Consider the following 21,246-nt stretch of genomic DNA (forward strand, 5'->3'; position numbering starts at 1 on the left):
AGGAGAGCAACGAATGAGCAACGCCAACGATGTGCTGTTCAAACCATGCGAACTGGGGTCCATGACTCTGCCTAACCGTGTGCTCATGGCACCATTGACACGGTCGCGAGCCAGCCAGCCAGGGGATATTCCCAATGACATGAATGCTGAGTATTACCAGCAGCGCGCCAGTGCCGGCCTCATCATCAGTGAAGCCACCCAGGTTTCGCCACAGGGCAAGGGCTATGCCTTCACACCCGGTATTCATTCCGCCGAACAGATCGAGGGTTGGCGCAAGGTGACGGGCGCAGTCCATATGGCCGGTGGACGTATACACCTGCAGCTATGGCATGTGGGTCGTATTTCCCATACTGAACTGCAGCCCGGGGGCAATAAACCGGTGGCGCCTTCGGCCATCAAGCCGGAGGGCGCGAAAACCTTTATCAGTGCCGACTCCGGCATGGTCGAGATTCCCGAACCACGGGCGCTCGAGGCATCGGAAATACCGGACATTGTCGAGCAATTTCGCCAGGGCGCGCAGAATGCCAAAGACGCCGGCTTCGACGGTGTGGAAGTACACGCCGCCAACGGCTACTTGCTGGACCAGTTTCTCAAGAGCGGAAGCAACCATCGGGCCGATCAGTACGGTGGCTCAGTAGAAAACCGGATGCGCCTGCCCCTGATGGTTATGGAAGCCGTAATCGGGGTCTGGGGCAAGGACAAGGTGGGTATCCGGATCAGTCCGACAGGCAGCTTTAACGATATGTATGACGAAGACCCGGTAGAAACCTTCGGGGCCTTCGCGAGCCGGTTGAATGATCTGGGTATTGCCTACATGGAGGTAGTAGAGGATTCCTTCCAGGGCAATCACGCCGATGGCCGCCCGGAAAAAGTCATTGACGCCATCCAGGCGGGCTTCAAGGGCGCCTATATCGCCAATGGCGCCTATACCGCAGAAGAGGCCCGCAAGCGTATCGGGGAAGGTCGTTGTGACCTGGTCACCTTTGGTCGTCCGTTTATTGCCAACCCGGATCTTCCGACCCGCTTCCGTAAGAGCGCGCCTCTGAATGAATGGGATGACAGCACATTTTATGGCGGCGATGAGCATGGGTATACGGATTACCCGGCACTTGAAGAAACCCGCACAACAGCCTGATTTAAAATATTAAAGGAGATTTATTATGAGCAACAGCAATGATCCGGTAAACGGCAAGGTCGTCATTATCACAGGGGCAAGCAGTGGCCTCGGCGAAGCCACCGCCCGCCGTCTTGCGGACCGCGGTGCAAAACTGGTGCTGGGTGCACGCAGGGAAGATCGTCTGAAATCGCTGGCCGAAGAGCTGACTGCCAAAGATGGGGAGGCCATCTATCAGGTAACGGATGTCACCGACCGCAAGCAGGTGGAATCCCTGGCGAAAGCGGCGAAGGACAAATTCGGCCGCATCGATGTATTGATCAATAATGCCGGGCTCATGCCCCTGGCGCCCCTTGATGCCCTGAAAGTGGACGAATGGGAGCAGATGGTCGACGTCAATATCAAGGGTGTAATGTATGGCATTGCAGCCGTTCTGCCCACCATGCGGGAGCAGCACAGCGGCCACGTGATCAATCTTTCCTCTGTAGCCGGCCACAAGCTGTTTCCGGGCGCGGCTGTGTACTGCGCAACCAAGTACGCGGTGAAAGCCCTGTCTGAAGGCTTGCGTATGGAGGCCGGTGAGGAGATCCGCAGTACCAATATCTCACCAGGGGCGGTTGCGACCGAACTGACCACTACGATCACCAACCCGGACGCCGCCAAGGCCGCGGAAGATCTCTACAAAGTGGCCATCGATGCAGACGCGGTAGCCCGTGCCATTGTCTATGCGATCGAGCAGCCCCACGACGTGGATATCAATGAAATCATCCTGCGGCCCACCGCCCAGGAACTTTAAGCCAGAGCTTTAGGGCATCGGCCATTTCTGTTCGGTCGATGCCCGGTTTAGCGATGCCTTGCAGCCCACACTCGCCATTTCCCAAGAAGTTCCGCAACACGTCCTCCAGCCACCTCAACATTACTGCTTCGTAATTAGTCCGCGGGCGCCTCAATTGGTTACAACAGTAGCAGCAGCGGTGATCTGCGCTGCCGATCTTTTATGGTATTCACAAGACGATTCGAACCTAAGGAGGGGTTATGGACGCGGTATGGAAACTGGCTGTCAGCGAGAACCCGAAATACCCACAGCTGACCAATTCCCTTGTAACCGACGTTGCGGTTATCGGAGGCGGTATCACTGGCCTGACGGTGGCGCTGCAACTGGCTGAAGCGGGCAAGCACGTGGTTCTGCTTGAGGCGGGCCGTGTTGGGGAAGGCAACAGTGGTTACTCCACCGGTAATCTCTACAGCACCCTTGCCAAGGGCATTGCCACCGTTCGCGATAAATGGGGCGACAAAGTAACGACCGACGTTGTCCAGTCCCGCAGTGAGGCCGTGGACCTGATTGAAAATCTCACCGAACGCTTTGGCATTGACTGCCAGTTCAGCCGCCGTCCGCTCTACCGGTTCCTCACTGAAAGCAACCGCAAACTGGCCAAATCCCTGGATGAAGAAATGGATGCGCTAAAAAGCGCAGGGCTTGAGGTTAACGAAATCAAAGAGGACCTGCCCGGTTTCAGGGTCAGTAAAGGGCTGAAACTGGATGACCAGGCCCAGTTCAATCCTCTGCTCTATGTTCAGGGTCTTGCCCGCGCAGCCAGCTCTGTTGGGGTTGCGATCTATGAGCACAGTCCGGTCAGGGACATTGATTATGACGGCAACGAAGTCAAAACGGACCTCGCGTCCGTCAAGGCGAGGTCAATCGTTCATGCGACCCATACGCCGAAAGGGATCAGCCTGCTGCAGACGGGCATGGTGCCCTCCCGGGAATACGGCGTCAGCGCTAAAGTCGACGCCACGGGTGCTCCTGAAGGGATCTTCTGGGCGCTGGGATCCTTCCATTCGGTAAGAAGCTACCGTTATGGCGAGGATCACTATGTGATGGCCATTGGCGAGAAACACGGGGTTGGTGAAGGCAAGCTGGGGCGGGGCTATTACGATAATCTTCGCGACTATCTCAGCAAGCACTTCGACGTTAAGAGTTTTGAGCATGAGTGGTCAGCCCAGCAGTTCAGTTCTGCGGATGGCTTGCCCTACATCGGCCGGATGCATGGCCTTGACGAAGCCTATGTGGCAACCGGCTTCGGAGCCGATGGCCTGGTCTGGGGCACGCTGGCGGGCATGATCATCAGCGACCTTGTCCAGGTCAGGGACAACCGCTGGAGCAAACGATTCGATGCCCGTCGCTTTACGCCGGTCAAGTCCATGAAAGGCTGGACGGAAGAAAACGTGAAAGTGTCCAAGCACATGGTCAAGGACTTCCTGAATCCTGAGAAGATCGAGGCGCTGAGCGATGTGGAACCGGGCCAGGGCAAGGTGGTCTCCCTGGATGGGGAGCGACTCGCGGTATACCGGAACAGCGACGGAGACTGCTCGGTAGTCTCCGGTATCTGTCCTCATATGAAATGTCATGTGCATTGGAATGCCGCCGACACCACCTGGGACTGCCCCTGCCATGGCAGCCGGTTCAGCACTGATGGCGCGGTGATTGAGGGGCCGGCATACCATCCCCTTGAAAAACGGATTGCACCGGAAGAGCAAAAGTAAAGCCCACAGGGAGGACAAACCATGGGAGAGTTCATTGACGACAAGGAGCGTCACAGGCTCGAAGGTGCCGAAAGGCAGGGCTTTGACTCTCCACTACCCAGCAATAACATTTCCAATGGTGAGTTTTTTCCTGCCCGCCAGAGCGAGCAGCAGAAAAACTATGAGCGTCGCCTGACCGCCCTTGTGGACAAGGTTGCTCCCCTGCGCCATATGAGCCGCCGTAGTTTCCTGCGCAGCGCCTCGGGAATGGCGGCCGCCTTTGCGGTCATGAACAAGGTGTACGGCCAGACGTTCGAGGTAGATGATCGTGAAATCATGGATCAGGCTTTTGCCGATGAGCGGGAGGAGGGCCTGGCCGGTCAGTTTATCTTTGATGATCACTCTCACTTTCTACGTGATGACACGAATCTGGTGAGTTTCGTCCGGATCCGCGAGAATACCGGTATTAGCAAGAACCCGGAACTGGCCGAGAAGGACCAGACCCTTGAGTACCTCAAGTTCGAGAACTACATCAAGGAAATGTACCTCGACAGTGATACCAAGATTGCCCTGTTAAGCGGCGCCCCCTCAGACATTCCCGAAGACTGGTTTCTCACCAATGGCCAGATCGCCGCGGCTCGGGACCGGGTTAACGAGTTTGCCGGTTCGAAGCGCCTTTTCAGCCACGCCATTTTCACGCCAGGTCAGCCGGGCTGGCTAGAGGATATGGATCGGGCCATAGAAGAGCATCAGCCCGATTCCTGGAAGGGCTACACCATTGGCGACAATACCCACAAGGACGAGTCTTCCTGGCCCTGGCGGCTCGACGACGAAAAAGTGACCTATCGGGGTTACGAGAAAATGGACAGGGCCGGCATCCGCAATGTTTGTGTCCACAAGGGGCTGTTTCCACCCAGCGCCGAGGAAAAGTGGCCTCATCTGCTGGAATACGCAAAGGTCAACGACGTTCCCAAGGCGGCCAGGGACTGGCCCGGCCTGAATTTTCTCATCTACCACTCTGGCTATCGCCATGTGGGAGGCTCGCCTGATGCTGCCCTGAGCCATTTCGAACGGACCGGGCGTATCGACTGGGTGAGCGATCTGGCCGAAATGCCGGGCAAGCACGGTCTGGACAATGTCTACGCCGACCTTGGCGCTACCTTTGCCCACGCGGCTGTGACCCATCCGAGGCTGGCGGCCGCCATTGTCGGCATACTGATCCGTGATATGGGTCCGGAGCGGGTTGTATGGGGTACGGATTCGATATGGTACGGCTCTCCCCAGTGGCAGATTGAGGCGTTTCGCCGCCTGGAGATTCCTGAAGACATGCGAAGAAAACACGGCTTCGCTGAGCTGGGCCCGGCTGACGGACCAGTCAAGACCAGGATCTTCGGCACCAACAGTGCCCGGCTTTATGGTCTTGACCATCAAAAGGTCATGGCTCCCGCATCGGATAAACTCGCCCGGTTGAAAGCTGAATACAGGCGAAACGGCGGTGAACGCAGCAACCGCGCCTACGGCTATGTCAGGCGCAGTTGATCCGGTTCATCTTCAGGGGGAAAAGCTGCATCTGTCACTCTTCTGTCACGCAATACCCATAGCATGTGCAATTGAGACGATATGTTTGTTGTGCTGTTCGATCTTTAACCGGGACCCTTCCCGGTTTTTTTATGGCTGATGGCTGGCATTACCGCATTCTCAGATTCACAATGACCCTGCATGACCGAATACCCATCCGATCCGGAATACCCATGAGAGTAGAAGAACAATTTGTGGAAATGCCCGCCGGCAGTGCTTTTGTCCGCCGTTGGCAGCCGGAAGGGCCAGAGACCCTGTCGCCGCTGATTCTCCTGCATGACTCCCTGGGCTGCGTTGACCTCTGGCGCGATTTTCCTGAGGCACTGGCCCGTAAGCTCGGACGGGAAGTCATCGCCTATGACCGGCTGGGTTTCGGCCGGTCCTCTGCACGGCAAGGCTTGCCATCGCTGGATTTCATAGCTGAGGAAGGGGACTTGTACTTTCCTGCCTTGAGGGACGCCCTGGGAATCAGGCAGTTTTCGGTACTCGGGCACAGTGTTGGCGGTGCCATGGCGCTCATGATCGCGGCAACCCATGGGCCAGACTGTGAAATGGTGATAACGGAAGCGGCCCAGTCTTTTGTTGAGCAACGTACGCTGGATGGCATAGTTGTAGCGACCAGAGCATTTGAAGACCCGGCACAGTTGGGCAAGCTGGTTCGCTACCATGGAACTAAGGCTCAGTGGGTACTGGACGCCTGGAACGGGGTCTGGCGATCACCGGCCTTTGCTGCATGGCAACTCGATTCTTATCTGGGCAATATTTCATGCCCGGCACTGGTGATACACGGCGACCAGGATGAGTTCTCGTCCCTGGCCATTCCGAGGCGGATTGTCGACCATGCAGCTGGGCCGTCCCGTCTGGAAGTCATGAAAAACTGCGGGCATGTGCCGCATAGGGAGCAGCCCGATCGCGTGCTGGACCTAATCTCCGATTTTGCGGCCCAATGGAACATGACGCAGGCGCCTACCGGCTAGTTTTTCAGACATTCTTGTTAACTAAGGAACCGTCATGGGCAAGGTTGCGCAGGGTGGACGGGCTGAAGCCGAAGATACCCATGCAAAGAGGCGGACAGCCGGAGGAGATTGCACGAACTATATACTGGCTGGCGGGTGACGACAGTTCGTTTGTCACCGGCAGCTTTATTGATGCTATGGGTGGGGCTTAAGTTGTAGCGGTAACTTCTTTCTCTTACATATCTTTACCACTTGTCTTCGTTTTCCTTTTTCTCGTCGGCTTCAACTTCTGCTTTGCGCTTGCGGATCTTATCCATCTTTTTCTTGGAGATGGGCATGCTGTTGCTGGAATCCCGAAGCATAAAAAGACTTCCAAGTATCAGTGCCAGGGCGAAAAGTAGAAAGAGCCATCCGATAGCCGGCATAAGTGGACTCCACGCAGAGTTGGGTTTCCTTTATAGTGGATCACAGCGCCTCAGCCGTTCAAGTAACTTCGGAACCCGCTCATGTCTTTTGCCAGCATTTATCAACAGGCCATCGTCCGCAAGGGTGGAGAGGCTGCCATGAAAGACCTTTTGCCTCCGGTAGCCCAGGCAGAGCAGCTGACATCCACAGGAGACGATCGTTACCTCTCGGAAGTGACTCGCTGTGTCTTCAAGGCTGGTTTTGTCTGGCGCGTGATCGATAACAAATGGCCCGGCTTTGAGGCCGCTTTTGAAGGCTTTATTCCCCTGTACTGGCAACAGGTGTCGCCGGAGGTGCTTGAGAACCTGCTGCAGGATGAGCGTATTGTGCGGAACATGCAGAAGATCCGGACGGTGCCCGGCAACGCGAGGATGATTGTCGGGGCTGGCCGAGAGCACGGAAGTTTCGGGGAGTTTCTCGACTCATGGCCGTCCGATGACCAGGCGGGTTTGCTGCTCTGGCTCAAGTGGAACGGCGCGCGGCTGGGGGGAAACACCGCTCAGTATTTTCTTCGTCGGGTCGGATGGGACGGCTTCATCCTGTCGTCTGATGTGATAGCCGGCTTGCAGCGAGAGCAGCTCCTGGACGCCACGCCTGGCACCAGGAAGGCACTCAGGCAGGCGCAACAGGCTTTCAACACCTGGCACCAGGAGACAGGTCTGCCGTACAGCCACCTCTCACGCATTCTCTCCTTCACGGTGGGCGACTGAAGACGGTCGTGAGCGCTTATCCCCGGACCGGACAAGGGACCAGCTCCACTTCGGGTGAACGACACGGCCGGAAGCTCTCTCAGAGGTTGATCCTGACTGTAGGGCAAGATTCAGACGCTGCAGGGAGTCATGCATCATGGCCTGGATCTCAATGAGGGCTTTCAGGGGGGTGCGTGCAAGCTGACGTCTGGAGTCGATGACGAATTGTAGCCCCCTGAGGCGGCGTTCGCTGGCCGGGCCCGCGCTGCGGATGCAATCTTCGATAAGTTCGGCCCTGAGGGCTTCAAAAGCTGCGGGGTCCTGCGAGGCTAGTGTCTCGAGCTCTTCGAATGATGGCTGTTTCATAGACTTTCCTTCCCTGAAAGTTAACTCATCCTTATCTTTACCCTAGCGCTACCTTGGCTTGATGTCGAGTTCTGTTGGGATCGGTGCGTGGGAGGCAGCTATGAACACCTGGGGAGAGGGTGCCGATGTGACTGCACGGGCGTGCAGTCACTCCCGACCCCGCTGCACGCCAGAGGCCTGTCAGGCCGATTGGTGGTTGCGGATACTTGTTATAGTCGCGAGACTGATGCCAAGGCCAAGCAGGGCCGCTCCGATGAAAGCACTTCTTTCGCGACTGTATCCGGGGTTGGTGTAGGTGGCCGATGACTCAAGCCAGCCGTCATCGACACTGACCCGGCTGTCGATCGGCTCATGGACATTGCCGTGAGTGTCGAGGGCCGGCCGGTCCTGGAAATGCCTGTGCTCTGCCATAGGTCCGAATAGCCGTTCGGCCAGGGACGGCGCAAAGCTGCGCAGGAAATTGAGCTGCTTTGCTGCTGATCCGGGCAGCACCTCGCGTTTGGGGTTTTTCATGAGATCAACAATGGCTTCGACAATCAGGTCGGTGCTGTGTACCGGATCCAGGGGTTTGATGGCCTGACCACTGAAGTTCGCGGCGTGGCTGAAAAAGGGCGTATCGGTGGAGGGGGGTAGTACCGAACAGATCTTGATCTCGGGAGCGTCCTGCAATTCCATGCGCAGGGACTCGGTCAGTCCTTCAACGCCCCACTTACTGATGGAATAGGCGCTGGCGAAGGGGGCGCCAATATGGCCCACCACCGATGAGACATTAATCAATATACCCTGTCCCTGCTCCCGAAATGCTGGAATGGCGACCCGGGCGCCGTGGATATAACCAAACAGATTGGTTTCTATCACCCTGCGGTAATCCCGATACGGTACCTCTTCCAGTCGCCCGAAAGCAGCCACCCCGGCGTTGTTGACCCAGACATCAATTCGCCCGAATTCTTCAATCGCTTTACGGCCAACCTCTTCAACATGGTGCAGGTCTGCAACGTCGCCCGCCACAACCAGCACCTCAGCACCTTTTTCAGCGCACTCCCGTGAAACTTCTTCCAGTGCGTCCGAGCGTCTCGCCGTCAAGACCAGGGCGGCGCCTGCCGAGGCACACTTGAGTGCGGTGCCGTAACCGATACCTGATGAAGCGCCTGTTATTACCACCACCTTGTTCGAAATCCCCTTTGCCATGGGCCTTCTCCTTTTCCGACGATGTGACTTTCCTGGGCCGTACCCTGCCTGAAGAACAGGCCGGGCCGTCGCGTAGAGTTCCTGGTCATGAAAAATGCAAGATATGCGCCGGAAGGCCAGGCCCGCAGCCAGGCCATAGATGGCCGTCCGTTAGGCTGGAGGTCGGCAAAATTTACGGTTTACAGGTAATGGATACAGAGCGGTTGTGCTCTCGGGCTATGGCCTGCTCCCTGAACGAGCAATACGCTCATCGGATAAATGTCATCCAGGCGCTCAGGGTACCCAGCACCCGCCTCAGAAGTTTCTGCGTGACTGATCTTTCTCGCCAGGACGCAAAGCTGATTTCCTGACTTCGGGAGAGATTACTTTCGAAGGTGGCTGCCACCTCACTGGCAAACTGCCGGTCGTCCACTTCCTGATTGGCTTCCAGGTTCCAACGCAGGCTCCAGTGGTCAAAATTACAGGAGCCCAGGGTGCACCAGTCATCGACCAGGCACAGCTTGGCGTGGGTAAAAGATGCCTGGTATTCATAGATGCGTACGCCTGCTTTGAGCAGTCTTCCGTAATAGCTCCTGCCAGCATGACGTACTGTAGGGTGATCATGATTTCTACCCGCAACCAGCAAACGGACATCGACGCCCCGTTGCGCTGCCTGTTGTAAACTTTGGCGCAGGCTGAATGTGGGTATGAAATAGGGCGTGTATAGCCACACCCGTCGCCTGGCCCGGTTGATCTGGGCCTGGAGCGAAAATCTGATGGCCTGGTGCAGGCGACCCCGGCCCCAGATAACCCGCCCACGCATGTTCTCGTGCTGGGGGCGCGCGGCGCTGATCGCAGTCGCTTTATAGGCCGACACCTCTTTGTGCGGGCCCCTCACACCTGGAGAATTCCACAGCCGTCTGAACAGGAGGAGCCAGTCGTTGACTACGGGCCCCTCTATACGGACCAGAAGATCATACCAGCTGCCAAGGAACTCGTCGGTAAAGCAGACGCCCCCTGTGTAGGCTACCCGCCTGTCGATAAGCATCAGTTTTCGATGGTCCCGTCTCAGGTTATGGCACCAGCGAATCCGGGACAGGGGATTGAAAAAGGCGAGCGCTATACCTGCAGAGGTCAACCGACGCTGGTCGGCCTGGCTGAATCCCTGGCTGCCAACATGGTCAAGAAGAACCTGAACATGAACGCCACGGCCTGCTGCCCGGATGAGGGCATCCAGAATGCGGTCAGTAAATTCTCCGGACTCGACCAGGTATTGTTCGACAAGTACCGATTCGGAGGCATTATCGATGCTGGTGAGCAGCTCCGGTAAATAGCGGTCGCTTTCGGGGAAGAGTGCAAAGCAATTTCCGTTGCGCCATACATTCTGCATGGATGCATCCTGCCTGGGTTGGTTTTCAACGCACAAGGTACCCGGGTCCTGGCCCCTGTTCGGTATCACGATCAGGCTACCTGCCCGTGCCACCCGGCTGCAATCCGGTTGTTCAGAAGAGCTCGGGTATGTGCTTTTGAGGAATATTGATGAGAGTCGGCCTGATATCGCGTATCCATAACCTGCTGCGCCAGAAAACCGCCTCGATGGTGGAGGTGCCCTCCATCCGTGCTATCCATTAAGCATCGTTAATTGGTGCTCCTGCTGCTAACTGATAGCCTCAAATTGTAGTTATAGATTGGCTACATCCAAGGAGGACGTATGAAAGATCCCAAGCAGGATAAAGCAGAGGGCACCCTTGATAAGATCAAGGGCAAATTGAAGGAATTGACCGGTCGGGCAACTGATGATGAGCAGACCGAGGCCGAAGGTAAGGCCGAGAACACCAAGGGTCATGCAAAGGAAACCAAAGGCAAGGTCAAGGATACGGTCAAGTCTGGCCAGCGTTGATACTTACGCCAAACGGGTTTTCAGTTGCACAGTTGTGCCGATGAAGAGTTGTTCCGATAAAGAAGGAGCCCTCAGTCTAAATGGCTGAGTGCTCCTTTTTTGTTTGGGAAATTGGTTTACGGCTATACATCAGGAATTACCGGACGGAAGCAGATCACGTGATGCATAACCTCACTGAAGAGTGGGCCGGGTTGACGCCGCGCCAGGCCATCGCCTTACAGAAAAAAGCGGCGTCCCGCGTTATTCTTGAAGATGATCTACCCGAAATCAAGACGGTCGCGGGGGTAGATGTGGGTTTCGAAAACAAAGCCACGGCTCGCGCGGCGATCGTAGTCCTTCGTCTGGATGACCTGGTGCCGGTTGACTATGCAATAGCCAAACTCCCGGTGCCCATGCCCTATATTCCCGGACTGCTCTCGTTCCGTGAGTGCCCGGTTATCCTCGAAGCCCTGGCGAAGCTGGTCCATAAGCCTGACCTCCTGCTGTGCGACGGCCATGGCATTGCGCACCCCCGACGTCTGGGCGTAGCGGCACACACTGGATTGCTTACGGGGCTGCCTGCCATCGGCGTAGGCAAAAGCCGCCTGACCGGTACCCACGGGACCGTGCCCGAGGGTAGGGGTGAATGGACGCCGTTAATGGACCGGGATGAGCAAATCGGTGCCATATTACGCACCCGTACCGGCGTTAAGCCCCTGATCGTCTCCCCCGGGCATCGCATCAGCCTTCAGACTGCGGTGCATTATGTGATGGCGTGTACGACCCGCTACAGGCTTCCCGAGACCACCCGTTGGGCCGATGGCGTGGCATCAGCCCGGGGCCAGAAGTGGCTGAAGCAACTTGAGCAGCTTTCAGGCGCCTGATGCGTCGACGCCTTACTGGCTCAACAAAACCGCAATGACCGCCGTCAGAATGGCTGAAACTCCCTGCCAGAACAGCACGGGGTTGCGTTCCAGCAAGGGGGGTCGTGATCTGTTCAGAAAGGTCTTGTTGGGATGTCGCAGGTCAAACGTCAGTTCGGACAGTTCCTGGTAGCGCTTTTCGGGGTTAGGGTGTACTGCTTTTCGCAGGGTTTCATCGATCCATGAGGGTATTTCCCGTTCATCGTCAAGTACTGACCTGTAGGTCAGCCTGCGCTGGGAGGCAGCGGTGCGGGTCTTGGCGACCTGGGTGCCATAGGGGAAACGCCCGGACAGCATGTGATACGCGAGCACCCCCAGGGAATACAGGTCAGACCGGGTCGTACCCACTTCGCCCAGAAAGTACTCGGGTGCCATATACAAGGCTGTACCCGGTATGGCGCCCTCTTCGACTTGATAAGCCTCCACAACACCGGCAACCCGGGCTGAACCAAAGTCAATCAGCTTTACGGTTCCGGTGGTGTCGATCATCACATTGGCGAGCCTGAGATCCTGATGCAATATCTCCATCCGGTGAAGCGCATACAGGCCACGGGCGATCTGTTCCACGATGCCCCGCACTGTTTCCAGATCCGGAGAAGGGTTATCCGTCAGCCACTGGCCCAGGGTCTGGCCATCTATGAATTCAGTCACGGTATACAGGAAATTGCGCTGGCGGGTCTGAACACCCGCCTTCAACACATGGGCGCTGTTGACGCGTCGAGCGATCCATTCCTCCATCAGGAACTGCTCGAGGTAGGCCGGATCGTCCCTCAGGTCGATGGACGGAATTTTCAGCACCACCTGGGTATCGGTTTCCTGATCCAGCCCAAGGTACACGTGGCTGCGACAGGACGAGTGGAGCTCCCGCAGTACCGTATAACCGTCAAACCGGACGCGTGGCTCCAGCAGGGGCGGAAAAGGCAGTCGGTCCACCTGGCTGTTGAGGTCATTGGCCTGGGGCTGTGGCAGGGTTTCGACACGGACAATCTGCACGCTCAGATTGTCTTCACTGCCGTGCTCGAATGCCTGCGTGACAATTCGTCTGGCGGCTTCATCCAGATCATCACAATTGTCCTGTATGTTACTGATAAGTAAATCAGTATCGGTATGTTCATAAACGCCATCAGTCGCCAGCAGGAAAATATCACCCTCGCTCAAGGGCAAGGCCTGATGGTCCAGCTCCAACAGCGGCTCAACCCCGAGCGCGCGGCTCAGGTAACTTTCCGTCTGAGAGATCCATAGCCGGTGGTCGTTGGTCAACTGTTCCAGAGCTTTGCCCCGAAGCCGGTAGACGCGGGTGTCGCCGACGTGAAAGACGTAGCCTGTGCGGGCCTTGAGTACCAGGGCGCTCAAGGTGCAGACATAACCTTTATCCCTGTCATACCGGTACGGACTATTGCGGCTCTGGGAATATAGCCACGAGTTGGTAGCGGTGACTACCCGTTCCACTGAATGCCTGACAGACCAGGCCTCAGACGTGCAGAAGTAGTCGTCAAGAAAGCTCTTTACCGCCGTTTCGCTGGCGATGTGGCTGACCTCGCTGCTGCTGATCCCGTCTGCCATGGCAAAAGCCAGGCCTTTGAGCCCGACTTGGGAAGGCTTGGGCAGATAACAGCCGAGGAAATCCTGGTTGGCCGGTTTGCGCCCTTTGTCAGAATGCTGGCCGACAGAGACTTTGAGGTAACGGCTCATGGCAATGACCAGAGCCCCGGCATCAGCCCGGGCCCTGGGTAAGCTCCTGTGCTCAGGCCGGAACGCGGGTGGTAGCGGAAGCCCGCTTTGCGCCGGTACGGATATGGGTGGTGTATAGGGTCAGGCCGGTAAACGCCAGGCCGCCGACAAGATTGCCCAGCACCGTCGGGATCTCATTCCAAATCAGGTAATCCATGACCGAGAAGCTCCCGCCAAGAATAATGCCGGAGGGGAAGAGGAACATATTGACCACTGAGTGCTCGAAGCCCATGAAGAAGAACAGCATGATGGGCATCCACATGGCGATAACCTTGCCGCTTACGGATGTGGAAATCATGGCGCCGACCACGCCCATGGAGACCATCCAGTTGCACAGCATGCCCCGCAGGAAAATGGTGAACCAGCCTGCAGCACCATATTCTGCATAACCCAGGGTACGTGACTCGCCAACGCCGGCGATTTTCTCCCCAACGGCGCCCGGATCAATATTGAAGCCATAGGTCAACACAAAGGCCATCATGAAGGCGACAGTCAGGGCGCCAGCGAAATTACCGACGAATACCAGTCCCCAGTTTCTGAGGATGCCGTTGGTCGTCACCCCGGGGCGTTTGTCGAGCCAGGCCAGGGGCGTCAACATGAAGACTCCCGTCAGCAGATCAAAGCCCATCAGGTACAGCATGCAGAAGCCCACAGGGAACAGCACCGAACCCAGCAGAAAGCTGCCTGTCTCGACGGCAACGGTAATGGCGAAGACAGCAGCCAGAGCGAGAATGGCCCCTGCCATGAAGGAGCGGATCAAAGTATCCCGGGTGGACATATGAATCTTGGATTCGCCAGCGTCGACCATCTTCGTTACGAATTCCGACGGAACCAAATAAGACATGTTTCGTTTTCCTCTTTCATTTTATGTTCGGACTGCACAATATCTGTTCAGCCGTGGTCAGTGATTGACGCTACTGTGCCTTTCGCAAGCCACAAAAAAACGGCGCCGCACCTGGCCTGTCTTTCAGGAAGGTGAGGACGCCGTTGTCCAGATGTGCTCAAATTGTCGGGTCAGTGCTGCCCAGTTGATTAATGTTGGGTTTAACTAGGCAACAGTCGTGCCTATGTTTTTGGTGATTTTGAAAGGTAATTAAAAACAAAAGCGTAGAGCGTCTATAGAGAATCGTTCTAGGTAGAGGTATGGGTGCAAAATGTATCGCGCACCAGCATCGTACACAGAAGAGCCGCCGGTTCGCCTGTCCGCCCCATTTGAGTTCAACGATGCTTTGGGCCTCTTGTGGCGGAGCACGTACACTCGGCGTCACCGGTCTCTAGGCAAGGAGAGAGCAATGACCAAATCAGGGAAAGAGCAAAAAGAGAATCGTTGGGTCGAGAAAGTCAAATCGATCATTCTCGATGTGGATCCGGCTGAGATCTACCAGGACGCCCGGGATGCCGGGCTCAATGTTGCCGGCGTTGAGGACTTCAGGGGCCTGGGCAATCAATACGACCGAGTTGAGGAGCTGATGGCGCAGTATGCCCGAAAGGCGGCACGGTATTGCGCCACCAGCGGAGCCGCCGCCGGTTTTGGCGGCCCGGTTACCGCCTTTACCCTGGGCGGCATGGATCTGGCAAACCTTGCAGCACAGCTCTATTGGCTTAACCAGCGTTTGGCTATTGTTAACGGGTTCGACCTGGACGCCCCCCATCAAGTGGAGCAGGCACAGGAAATCTACCTCAGGTCTCTGGGTCTCGATGCGGCCGCCCAGGCTACCCTCAAGCAGCAGATTCTCTGGGCCACCAGTCTGTCAGGTAAGCGCAGTGCCGGGGCGTCGGCCGGGCCTGTGGCTAAAATCATGCTGACCATCGCGCGCAAACTGAGCATCAAGCTGACGTCCAAGCGGGCGACACGGTTGGTGCCTGTTGTGGGCGGCGTTTTCGGTGCCGGCGTGAATTACGCATTTGCTAAAAGCGCTGCCGAGACAATGATTGACCTATTCAGGGAGGCTTATGGAAGGGCTTGGACCACTGATCATAACCGTATGATTCAATGACACATTACAAGAGGTATCAAAGCGACTAGTGTAAGTGGCGAGGGAGACGTCTTTCGGGTCGGAACACGCGAACGAATTGACAATACAGGGAGATAGTTATGGCTATTCGCTATTTTGCGTTGGTTTACGGAATTGTATTTCTTGCGGTCGGCATTCTGGGCTTCGTGCCGGCCTTTCTCTCAGCCCACGGACTGGCAGATCCGGAACTAGCGATAACAGCCGGTTCCGGCCTGTTACTGGGTCTGTTCCCGGTTAACGTTCTTCACAACCTTGTGCACATCATTTTCGGTATCTGGGGGCTGGTGGCCTATAAGGCACTGAAACCCGCCGTAACCTATGCCCGTGCTGTCGCGGTTGTATACGCCGTCTTTGTGGTTATGGGCTTTATACCGGTATTGCAAACCACCTTCGGGCTCGTGCCATTGTACGGTCACAACATCTGGCTGCATCTGATACTGGCCGCAGGTGGTGCATACTTTGGCTGGTTCGCCAACGCGCAGGGTGAGCCTCGGAAAGCCTGAGGATCTGAAGCAGAACTCCGACCCGACTGATTCCTCATAACAAAGGCAGGCTCCTGGCAGGTCGATCCGGACCAGGGGCCGAAATTGTTCTCATGCGCACACGCCCCCGCCGTTCAATCCCGTGATCGTTATTCCACCCTTCGGTTTGGCCTCTTGAGACGGTATTTCCTCTGGGTGCCCCGGCCGGGCTCCGGTACTATTGGATCACCTGCCTGCGGAGAGCCCTTATGCCTGCTGTACGTCTTTCGGACCCCCTTCATTTACCCTGCGGTGCTATCCTGCCCAACCGGATTGCCAAGGCCGCCATGACAGAAGGCATTGCGGACACAAATCTACAACCTACGGTGCGTCACCAGCGGCTTTACGGACTTTGGAGCCAAGGTGGCGCGGGTCTCCTCATAACCGGTAATGTCATGATCGATCGCAACGTTCTGGAACGTCCCGGTAACGTTGCCATTGACCCGGTGCCTGATGCGGGCGAGCCCGGGGGGATGGCGCAGTTGAAAGCGTGGGCGGACGCCGGCACCCGGCATGGCAATCACCTCTGGATGCAGATCTCCCATGCCGGTCGCCAGTCGCCCCGTTATGTTACCGGTGAGCCTGTAGGTCCTTCGGCCGTGCAGCTTAAGTTACTGGGCAACTACGCCCGCCCCAGGGCCCTCGCGGAAGCTGAGATAAGAGACTACATCGCCCGTTTTGCGAAGGTAGCCCGCGTGGCCAAAGATGCGGGCTTTACCGGTGTTCAAGTTCACGCTGCACATGGGTACCTGCTGTCGTCTTTTCTTTCCACGGTTACAAACAGACGGACAGACCAATGGGGAGGATCCCTTGAAAACCGCACCCGCTTCCTGCTGGAGACCCTGCGGGCCGTCCGGGCTGCGGTTGGTTCCGGTTTTCCTGTGGGCCTGAAGCTCAATTCCGATGATTTTCGCAAGGGCGGTTTCAGCCACGAAGACTGTCTGCAGCTGGTGGAGTGGCTTAATGAAGAATCTGTCGACCTGCTTGAGATCTCTGGCGGTACCTATGAGCAGCCCAGACTTTTGGGTCATACCGGAGACAGGGCCACAGTCAGGGAAGAGATGCCCGAAGCGGGAAACCACCCGCAAACGGGAGGCCTACTTTCTCGACTACGCCGAAGCCATCCGCAAAGTGTGTCAGTTCCCGGTGATGGTGACTGGGGGCTTCCGCACCCGAGCCATCATGGAAGATGCGCTGGCGTCAGGTACCACGGATGTGATCGGGCTGGGGCGTCCCCTCTGCACTGATCCCGACACGCCTCGGGATCTGATGGAGGGCCGGATCGAGGCCGCTGCCAGCCATGAAAACCACCTGCATCTGGCAAGCAAGGGTCTGTTCTCGCCTGCCAGCCCGTTGATGCCCCTGAAAGTCATCAATGTCATAGGCGGACAGGCCTGGTACTACCAGCAGATTTTCCACCTCGCCGATGGTGAGCCTGTGGACCTTAAGCTGGGTGTGCTAGGCGCTTTTCGGGCGTATCTTGCCGACGAGATGCGGACAGCTTTCAAAGTCCGGCAGGCGAGGAGACGCTCGTCACCCGGCCCAACACCAGTTGGCGCCTAACCCAGCAATTTGGCCTTGGCTTCATTGATGCGCGCGGCAAAGTAAGTACTGCCACCCCGGTCCGGGTGCATTTTCTGCATCATCCTGCGATGGGCGCGGATGATGTCATCGCGGCTGGCTCCGGCATCGACACCAAGGATGTCCCGGGCCTCGGCTTCGGTAAGTTCACCGCTCTGGTTGCGTGACGCCGTGCCTCCCTCCTGGTCTGTCTGATCACCGGGATCGTCGGCTCGCCAGGAGTCTCCAAATCGACGGTCCAGGTAGCTTTCCAGCAGGCGTGCCGAGTCCACGTCCTGTTCCCGGCAATACTGCAGTAGGTCAATAAACTCGGCCTCTCCAAGGTCCGACAGGCTCCTGTCAGCCATGGGCCCTTTCAGGACCTTCCCCGTCATGTCTCCGGAGTCGTGATCAAGAGTCATGTCGAGTAGTTCTGTGCTGACACGGGACTGATTGCCAGAACTGGCTTTACCTCCATTGCCAGCTCCCCCTGAGCCCCGGGCAATCTGGCCGAGGATAAGGCCGGGCAGAAAACGCCGGAGCAGGGGGTACAGAAAGGCCAGCAAGCCCGCAACGACATAAAGCCGACCCGTAAGGGCGAGCAGGCCCAGGCCAATGATTGCGGCGATCAGCAGCAGTTTGATAGTTGCCGGTTTGCGAAGACCCGGAGGCTGGTTGCGGATCCATAGCCAGGCAACGACTGCAAGCACGATGACCAGTAACGTGAGTGGCAAAGATTATCCCCATTTTCAGAGTGAGCGCCGGGTTGAGTTGCCTGATTCAGCGTATCTGCCGAGTCAGGCGTTTTACCTCAGACGAGCTTGTAGTGGCAAAGTTCTGGAGTGCTTTGGCACCACCTGAAGCATAGACAGCAACAGCCGCCATGAGATCCTTCAACAACTGTGGGCTGCTCCGGTCAAAGGGTGCATAGGCACCTCCTGAAAGCTTGCTGATCTGTTGGAAAACCGCCTTTGCGTGCGGCTCCTGGCCCTCATGAAACATGAACACCGGGGTCTTGAGCATGCCCAGCTCACCTGCTGTGTGGCAGAGCTCGTCCACCGGCTCTTCGCAGCAGTCACCGATAAACACAACAGCTTTCACCGGCTGGCTCCGGGTTTCCTTCAGCGCATGGCCAAGTACGCGACCGATCTGGGTTCTGCCGCCCCGGCACGAAACGTCGTTCATCAGCTCCAGTAGCTGCTGTGTTTGCGTTACGAAACGGGTCGCCTTGAACTCACCGAAACCACGGTAGTAGCAGAGCTGGATTGCCAGCCCCCCCAGGTCCCTGGTGGCCAGGAACAGCTCACTCTGAAGGTGGCATGCCTGGTCCCAGGTTGCTTCCCGGCTTGCGGTTGCGTCCAGGGCAAATATAAGGCGCCCCTGTTCGGTTGAGGGTTTGGGCGTTGAACGCACCTGGTGGAGGAAACGATCAATAGCCTGCTTATCAGCGGTTTTGCGCAGCTCTTTGTCGGACATGGTCTTGGCTATCTCCAGCCGTTAAAAGTGGTACCTACAAAGATTAGAGGAAAGCTGCGTCAATTCACAGATAGGGCGGGCCTCCGGCATTGAATGCCAGATCAGGAAAAAGCGGTGCGGCAGCCACAAAAAAGGGCCCTCTTGGGGCCCTTTAAAGTCGATTCCTGTCCGCGTGCTCAGACAGCGCTTTGATGTGAGCCGAGGGGTTTCGAGCGCATGCCCCGCATCATCTGGCTCAGGTTTTTCCTGACGTTGGCAGTGACCTTGCGAGCCGCTACCCGGGTGTACTCTGCCCGGACATCCTGACTGCTGTGCAGGAGGCTGGAGGGAACGTTGGGGGTGTTGCTGTGAAGCTTTACTGTCATGGCTCTTCGCCTCCATGTGGTAGTGGCTGATGTGATGGCTTGCACTGTATAGCTTTATATTTGCAGTATAAATACGTTAAAACTCATATATTCGTGCGAAAACGCAGTATACAGGTCCTGATATTTTCGCCGTTTTTCAGCCTTTCCAGAAAGGCTTCCTTATCTCGTTGACCGCTTCGATGGAGTTCAGGCCAATGTCCCTGAGAAGCCGCTTATCCATAAGTTTCAGTTGATTACGAGTGGTTATGCGGTTCCGCCAGATGCGCTGGGTCGCTCTTATCTCTTTGATCATGGCCCTAATCCTCGGCAGGCAGTGGAGCTTAATTAAGTTAGCTGCCTATATATTAGCGACCAGATCGCTAGCACACTATACGCAGAAGGCGCAACACCACCGGAAAAGGCCTCCGGAGCACTGCCTCAACAGTGGCTGGTCAAGCAGGAAAGGGAGCCTGGAACCCGTGCCACCGGAGTGTTAACTTGGCATCGTATTGCCCACAGACTTAAGGAGGAGCTGGTGAGCAAGATTCCAAGGTCGAATTCGGAACATAAGAGTCGTGGCCGTTCGGCGACGGTTCCCGGGGAAATTCCGCGCAAAGGCTGGCGGGATATTTTTCTGAGAATAAAGGACGCGGTAGGGGACAATAACCTGAGCCTTATTGCAGCCGGGGTTGCCTTCTATTTTCTTCTGGCCGTTTTCCCATCAATTACCGCGTTTCTGTCTATTTATGGCCTTGTTCTTGATCCTGAGCAGGCCCAGGCTCAGGTAAACGCCTACACGGATATTCTGCCAGAGGAGTCCAGGGCGCTGCTGGTGGAGCAGACCAATACGCTTACCGGCAGTTCAAGTTCGGCATTGGGGTTCGGGGTTGTTTTCAGTCTGGCGCTTGCGCTTTGGAGCGCCCGGAGAGGCACCGCTGCCATGACAATCGCGCTGGGCGTGGTCTATAACGAGCATGATGATCGCTCGTTAATCAAACAGGTACTGATGAGTTTGCTCCTTACCGTGTCCCTGATTCTCTTCTTTATTGTTTCACTGGCAGTCATTGCTGCGGCCCCGGCTCTGCTGGGTATCCTGGGCCTGGGTACGGTTACCGCCCTGCTGGTGGATATCCTGCGCTGGCCGATTCTGGCCATTATTGCGATGGTTGCGCTGACCGGAATCTATCGGTTTGGTCCCGACCGTCATTCAGCACAATGGCGCTGGCTGACCCCTGGCGCCATTTTTGCGGTGGTAGCATGGCTTGCCATGTCGGGCCTGTTTTCCTGGTACGTGTCCAATTTCGGCAACTTCAATGAAATGTACGGTTCGGTTGGGGCTGTGGTAATCCTGTTGTTCTGGTTTTACCTGACGGCCTTCATTTTTCTGCTCGGGGCCCAGCTCGATGCCGAGATGGAGCATCAGACCGCCCAGGACACCACCGTAGGTGAAGAGCGCCCCATGGGAGAGCGAGGCGCTCACGTAGCTGACCATCTTGGTGAGAAGCCATAAGTGGACTGGGCAAAACCCCTGGCTTTGAACTTGTCTGTGTCGTCGACCGGCACATTCGTATCAAGGGCCGCTGGATAGCCATACCAGGCGTTGGGCGTTAGGATAAAGCCAAACAGTCGGGCGCAATCAGAAGGAGAGGAGCCATGGCCAACGGATGGGCGAAAGAGGGTGCGGTGCAGGAGCAGATAGACAGCACTGTGGACGATGCCCTTCGTCGCGCCAGGGATCAGTTACCCCGGGGAGAAAGCCTCAGCCACTGTGAAGAATGCGACGCTGCCATCCCACAGGCAAGACGCGAAGCGCTGAAAGGTGTGCGGCTCTGTGTTGCCTGCCAGAACGAACAGGACCGCAACCAGACCCGTTTCAGTGGTTATAATCGGCGCGGCAGTAAAGACAGCCAGCTGCGCTAGACTCTGTCTGTTTTATCCG

The 21,246-nt window shown here is 56.7% G+C and carries 24 protein-coding genes and 1 pseudogene; 15 read left to right on the forward strand and 10 right to left on the reverse strand.

The features are described from left to right. Positions 1 to 13 precede the first annotated feature (13 nt). From G7W63_RS17190 to G7W63_RS20050, 6 genes and pseudogenes are all read left to right on the forward strand, one after another. The gene (locus G7W63_RS17190; RefSeq protein ID WP_166261212.1) at positions 14 to 1,135 is read left to right on the forward strand and encodes an alkene reductase; all 1,122 of its coding nucleotides are present in this window, start codon (positions 14 to 16) and stop codon (positions 1,133 to 1,135) included. Positions 1,136 to 1,160: 25 nt separating this feature from the next. Then, positions 1,161 to 1,910: an SDR family oxidoreductase gene (locus G7W63_RS17195; protein ID WP_166261214.1), complete on the forward strand. Its 750-nt coding sequence runs from the start codon at positions 1,161 to 1,163 to the stop codon at positions 1,908 to 1,910. A gap of 239 nt (positions 1,911 to 2,149) precedes the next feature. Beyond that, the gene (locus G7W63_RS17200; protein ID WP_166261216.1) at positions 2,150 to 3,658 is read left to right on the forward strand and encodes an FAD-dependent oxidoreductase; all 1,509 of its coding nucleotides are present in this window, start codon (positions 2,150 to 2,152) and stop codon (positions 3,656 to 3,658) included. A 21-nt stretch (positions 3,659 to 3,679) separates the two neighbouring features. Next, the gene (locus G7W63_RS17205; RefSeq protein WP_166261218.1) at positions 3,680 to 5,176 is read left to right on the forward strand and encodes an amidohydrolase family protein; all 1,497 of its coding nucleotides are present in this window, start codon (positions 3,680 to 3,682) and stop codon (positions 5,174 to 5,176) included. 212 nt (positions 5,177 to 5,388) lie between these two features. Beyond that, on the forward strand, positions 5,389 to 6,192 hold the full coding sequence (locus G7W63_RS17210) for an alpha/beta fold hydrolase (protein ID WP_166261220.1): 804 nt from the start codon (positions 5,389 to 5,391) through the stop codon (positions 6,190 to 6,192). A gap of 50 nt (positions 6,193 to 6,242) precedes the next feature. Continuing rightward, a pseudogene (locus G7W63_RS20050) lies at positions 6,243 to 6,383 on the forward strand (SDR family oxidoreductase); the annotation flags it as partial. 33 nt (positions 6,384 to 6,416) lie between these two features. Here G7W63_RS20050 and G7W63_RS17220 read toward each other — a convergent pair. Continuing rightward, complete coding sequence (locus tag G7W63_RS17220; RefSeq protein WP_166261224.1) at positions 6,417 to 6,596, reverse strand: DUF2897 family protein; 180 nt, start codon at positions 6,594 to 6,596, stop codon at positions 6,417 to 6,419. Between the two features lie 81 nt (positions 6,597 to 6,677). Here G7W63_RS17220 and G7W63_RS17225 point away from each other — a divergent pair, with 81 nt between their 5' ends. Then, positions 6,678 to 7,346 (forward strand): DNA-3-methyladenine glycosylase I, encoded by a 669-nt coding sequence (locus tag G7W63_RS17225; RefSeq protein ID WP_166261226.1) that lies wholly within the window; start codon positions 6,678 to 6,680, stop codon positions 7,344 to 7,346. On the opposite strand, the gene G7W63_RS17230 is transcribed toward G7W63_RS17225, so the two are convergent. The 3 genes from G7W63_RS17230 to G7W63_RS17240 all read right to left on the reverse strand — a co-directional run bounded on the left by G7W63_RS17230 (position 7,314) and on the right by G7W63_RS17240 (position 10,248). Beyond that, positions 7,314 to 7,691, reverse strand: coding sequence for a DUF3135 domain-containing protein (locus G7W63_RS17230; RefSeq protein ID WP_166261228.1), 378 nt, complete (start codon positions 7,689 to 7,691; stop codon positions 7,314 to 7,316). The two genes, G7W63_RS17225 and G7W63_RS17230, sit on opposite strands and share 33 nt — an antisense overlap. Before the next feature lie 180 nt (positions 7,692 to 7,871). Then, positions 7,872 to 8,879 (reverse strand): SDR family oxidoreductase, encoded by a 1,008-nt coding sequence (locus G7W63_RS17235; RefSeq protein ID WP_166261230.1) that lies wholly within the window; start codon positions 8,877 to 8,879, stop codon positions 7,872 to 7,874. Positions 8,880 to 9,126: 247 nt separating this feature from the next. Next, a complete protein-coding gene (locus G7W63_RS17240) occupies positions 9,127 to 10,248 on the reverse strand; it encodes a phospholipase D-like domain-containing protein (protein WP_166261232.1) in 1,122 nt (373 codons plus the stop codon). Positions 10,249 to 10,569: 321 nt separating this feature from the next. Between G7W63_RS17240 and G7W63_RS17245 the strand changes: the two genes are divergently transcribed. Both G7W63_RS17245 and nfi read left to right on the forward strand, forming a co-directional pair. Then, positions 10,570 to 10,758: a CsbD family protein gene (locus tag G7W63_RS17245; RefSeq protein WP_166261234.1), complete on the forward strand. Its 189-nt coding sequence runs from the start codon at positions 10,570 to 10,572 to the stop codon at positions 10,756 to 10,758. 161 nt (positions 10,759 to 10,919) lie between these two features. Next, entirely contained in the window at positions 10,920 to 11,621 is a 702-nt protein-coding gene (gene nfi, locus G7W63_RS17250) for a deoxyribonuclease V (RefSeq protein ID WP_166261236.1), read from the forward strand. A gap of 12 nt (positions 11,622 to 11,633) precedes the next feature. On the opposite strand, the gene G7W63_RS17255 is transcribed toward nfi, so the two are convergent. After that, positions 11,634 to 13,352: a bifunctional protein-serine/threonine kinase/phosphatase gene (locus tag G7W63_RS17255; RefSeq protein WP_166261238.1), complete on the reverse strand. Its 1,719-nt coding sequence runs from the start codon at positions 13,350 to 13,352 to the stop codon at positions 11,634 to 11,636. Positions 13,353 to 13,404: 52 nt separating this feature from the next. Next, positions 13,405 to 14,235, reverse strand: a complete 831-nt coding sequence (locus G7W63_RS17260) for a formate/nitrite transporter family protein (protein WP_166261241.1) — start codon at positions 14,233 to 14,235, stop codon at positions 13,405 to 13,407. A 448-nt stretch (positions 14,236 to 14,683) separates the two neighbouring features. On the opposite strand from G7W63_RS17260, the gene G7W63_RS17265 reads away from it, so the two are divergent. From G7W63_RS17265 to G7W63_RS20135, 4 genes are all read left to right on the forward strand, one after another. Continuing rightward, positions 14,684 to 15,388 carry an EcsC family protein gene (locus tag G7W63_RS17265; protein ID WP_166261244.1) on the forward strand — a complete coding sequence of 235 codons (705 nt, stop codon included), beginning with the start codon at positions 14,684 to 14,686 and terminating at the stop codon, positions 15,386 to 15,388. A gap of 98 nt (positions 15,389 to 15,486) precedes the next feature. Then, positions 15,487 to 15,909: a DUF4383 domain-containing protein gene (locus G7W63_RS17270; RefSeq protein ID WP_166261247.1), complete on the forward strand. Its 423-nt coding sequence runs from the start codon at positions 15,487 to 15,489 to the stop codon at positions 15,907 to 15,909. A gap of 227 nt (positions 15,910 to 16,136) precedes the next feature. Next, positions 16,137 to 17,174 (forward strand): oxidoreductase, encoded by a 1,038-nt coding sequence (locus G7W63_RS17275; protein WP_278185431.1) that lies wholly within the window; start codon positions 16,137 to 16,139, stop codon positions 17,172 to 17,174. After that, entirely contained in the window at positions 17,110 to 17,490 is a 381-nt protein-coding gene (locus G7W63_RS20135) for a hypothetical protein (protein WP_341273692.1), read from the forward strand. Before G7W63_RS17275 ends, G7W63_RS20135 begins: the two co-directional genes overlap by 65 nt. Here G7W63_RS20135 and G7W63_RS17280 read toward each other — a convergent pair. From G7W63_RS17280 to G7W63_RS17295, 4 genes are all read right to left on the reverse strand, one after another. Continuing rightward, positions 17,487 to 18,221, reverse strand: coding sequence for a J domain-containing protein (locus tag G7W63_RS17280; RefSeq protein WP_166261250.1), 735 nt, complete (start codon positions 18,219 to 18,221; stop codon positions 17,487 to 17,489). The two genes, G7W63_RS20135 and G7W63_RS17280, sit on opposite strands and share 4 nt — an antisense overlap. Positions 18,222 to 18,267: 46 nt before the next feature. Further along, the gene (locus G7W63_RS17285; RefSeq protein WP_166261253.1) at positions 18,268 to 18,963 is read right to left on the reverse strand and encodes a VWA domain-containing protein; all 696 of its coding nucleotides are present in this window, start codon (positions 18,961 to 18,963) and stop codon (positions 18,268 to 18,270) included. Positions 18,964 to 19,139: 176 nt separating this feature from the next. Beyond that, on the reverse strand, positions 19,140 to 19,328 hold the full coding sequence (locus G7W63_RS17290; protein ID WP_166261256.1) for a hypothetical protein: 189 nt from the start codon (positions 19,326 to 19,328) through the stop codon (positions 19,140 to 19,142). Between the two features lie 136 nt (positions 19,329 to 19,464). Then, a complete protein-coding gene (locus G7W63_RS17295; protein WP_166261259.1) occupies positions 19,465 to 19,620 on the reverse strand; it encodes a DUF1127 domain-containing protein in 156 nt (51 codons plus the stop codon). 222 nt (positions 19,621 to 19,842) lie between these two features. On the opposite strand from G7W63_RS17295, the gene G7W63_RS17300 reads away from it, so the two are divergent. Beyond that, positions 19,843 to 20,817, forward strand: a complete 975-nt coding sequence (locus G7W63_RS17300) for a YihY/virulence factor BrkB family protein (RefSeq protein ID WP_207308984.1) — start codon at positions 19,843 to 19,845, stop codon at positions 20,815 to 20,817. A 143-nt stretch (positions 20,818 to 20,960) separates the two neighbouring features. Continuing rightward, positions 20,961 to 21,227, forward strand: a complete 267-nt coding sequence (locus G7W63_RS17305; protein ID WP_166261262.1) for a DksA/TraR family C4-type zinc finger protein — start codon at positions 20,961 to 20,963, stop codon at positions 21,225 to 21,227. The last annotated feature ends 19 nt before the right edge of the window (positions 21,228 to 21,246 follow it).

Source organism: Marinobacter salicampi (assembly GCF_011074795.1).
GTDB lineage: Bacteria > Pseudomonadota > Gammaproteobacteria > Pseudomonadales > Oleiphilaceae > Marinobacter > Marinobacter salicampi.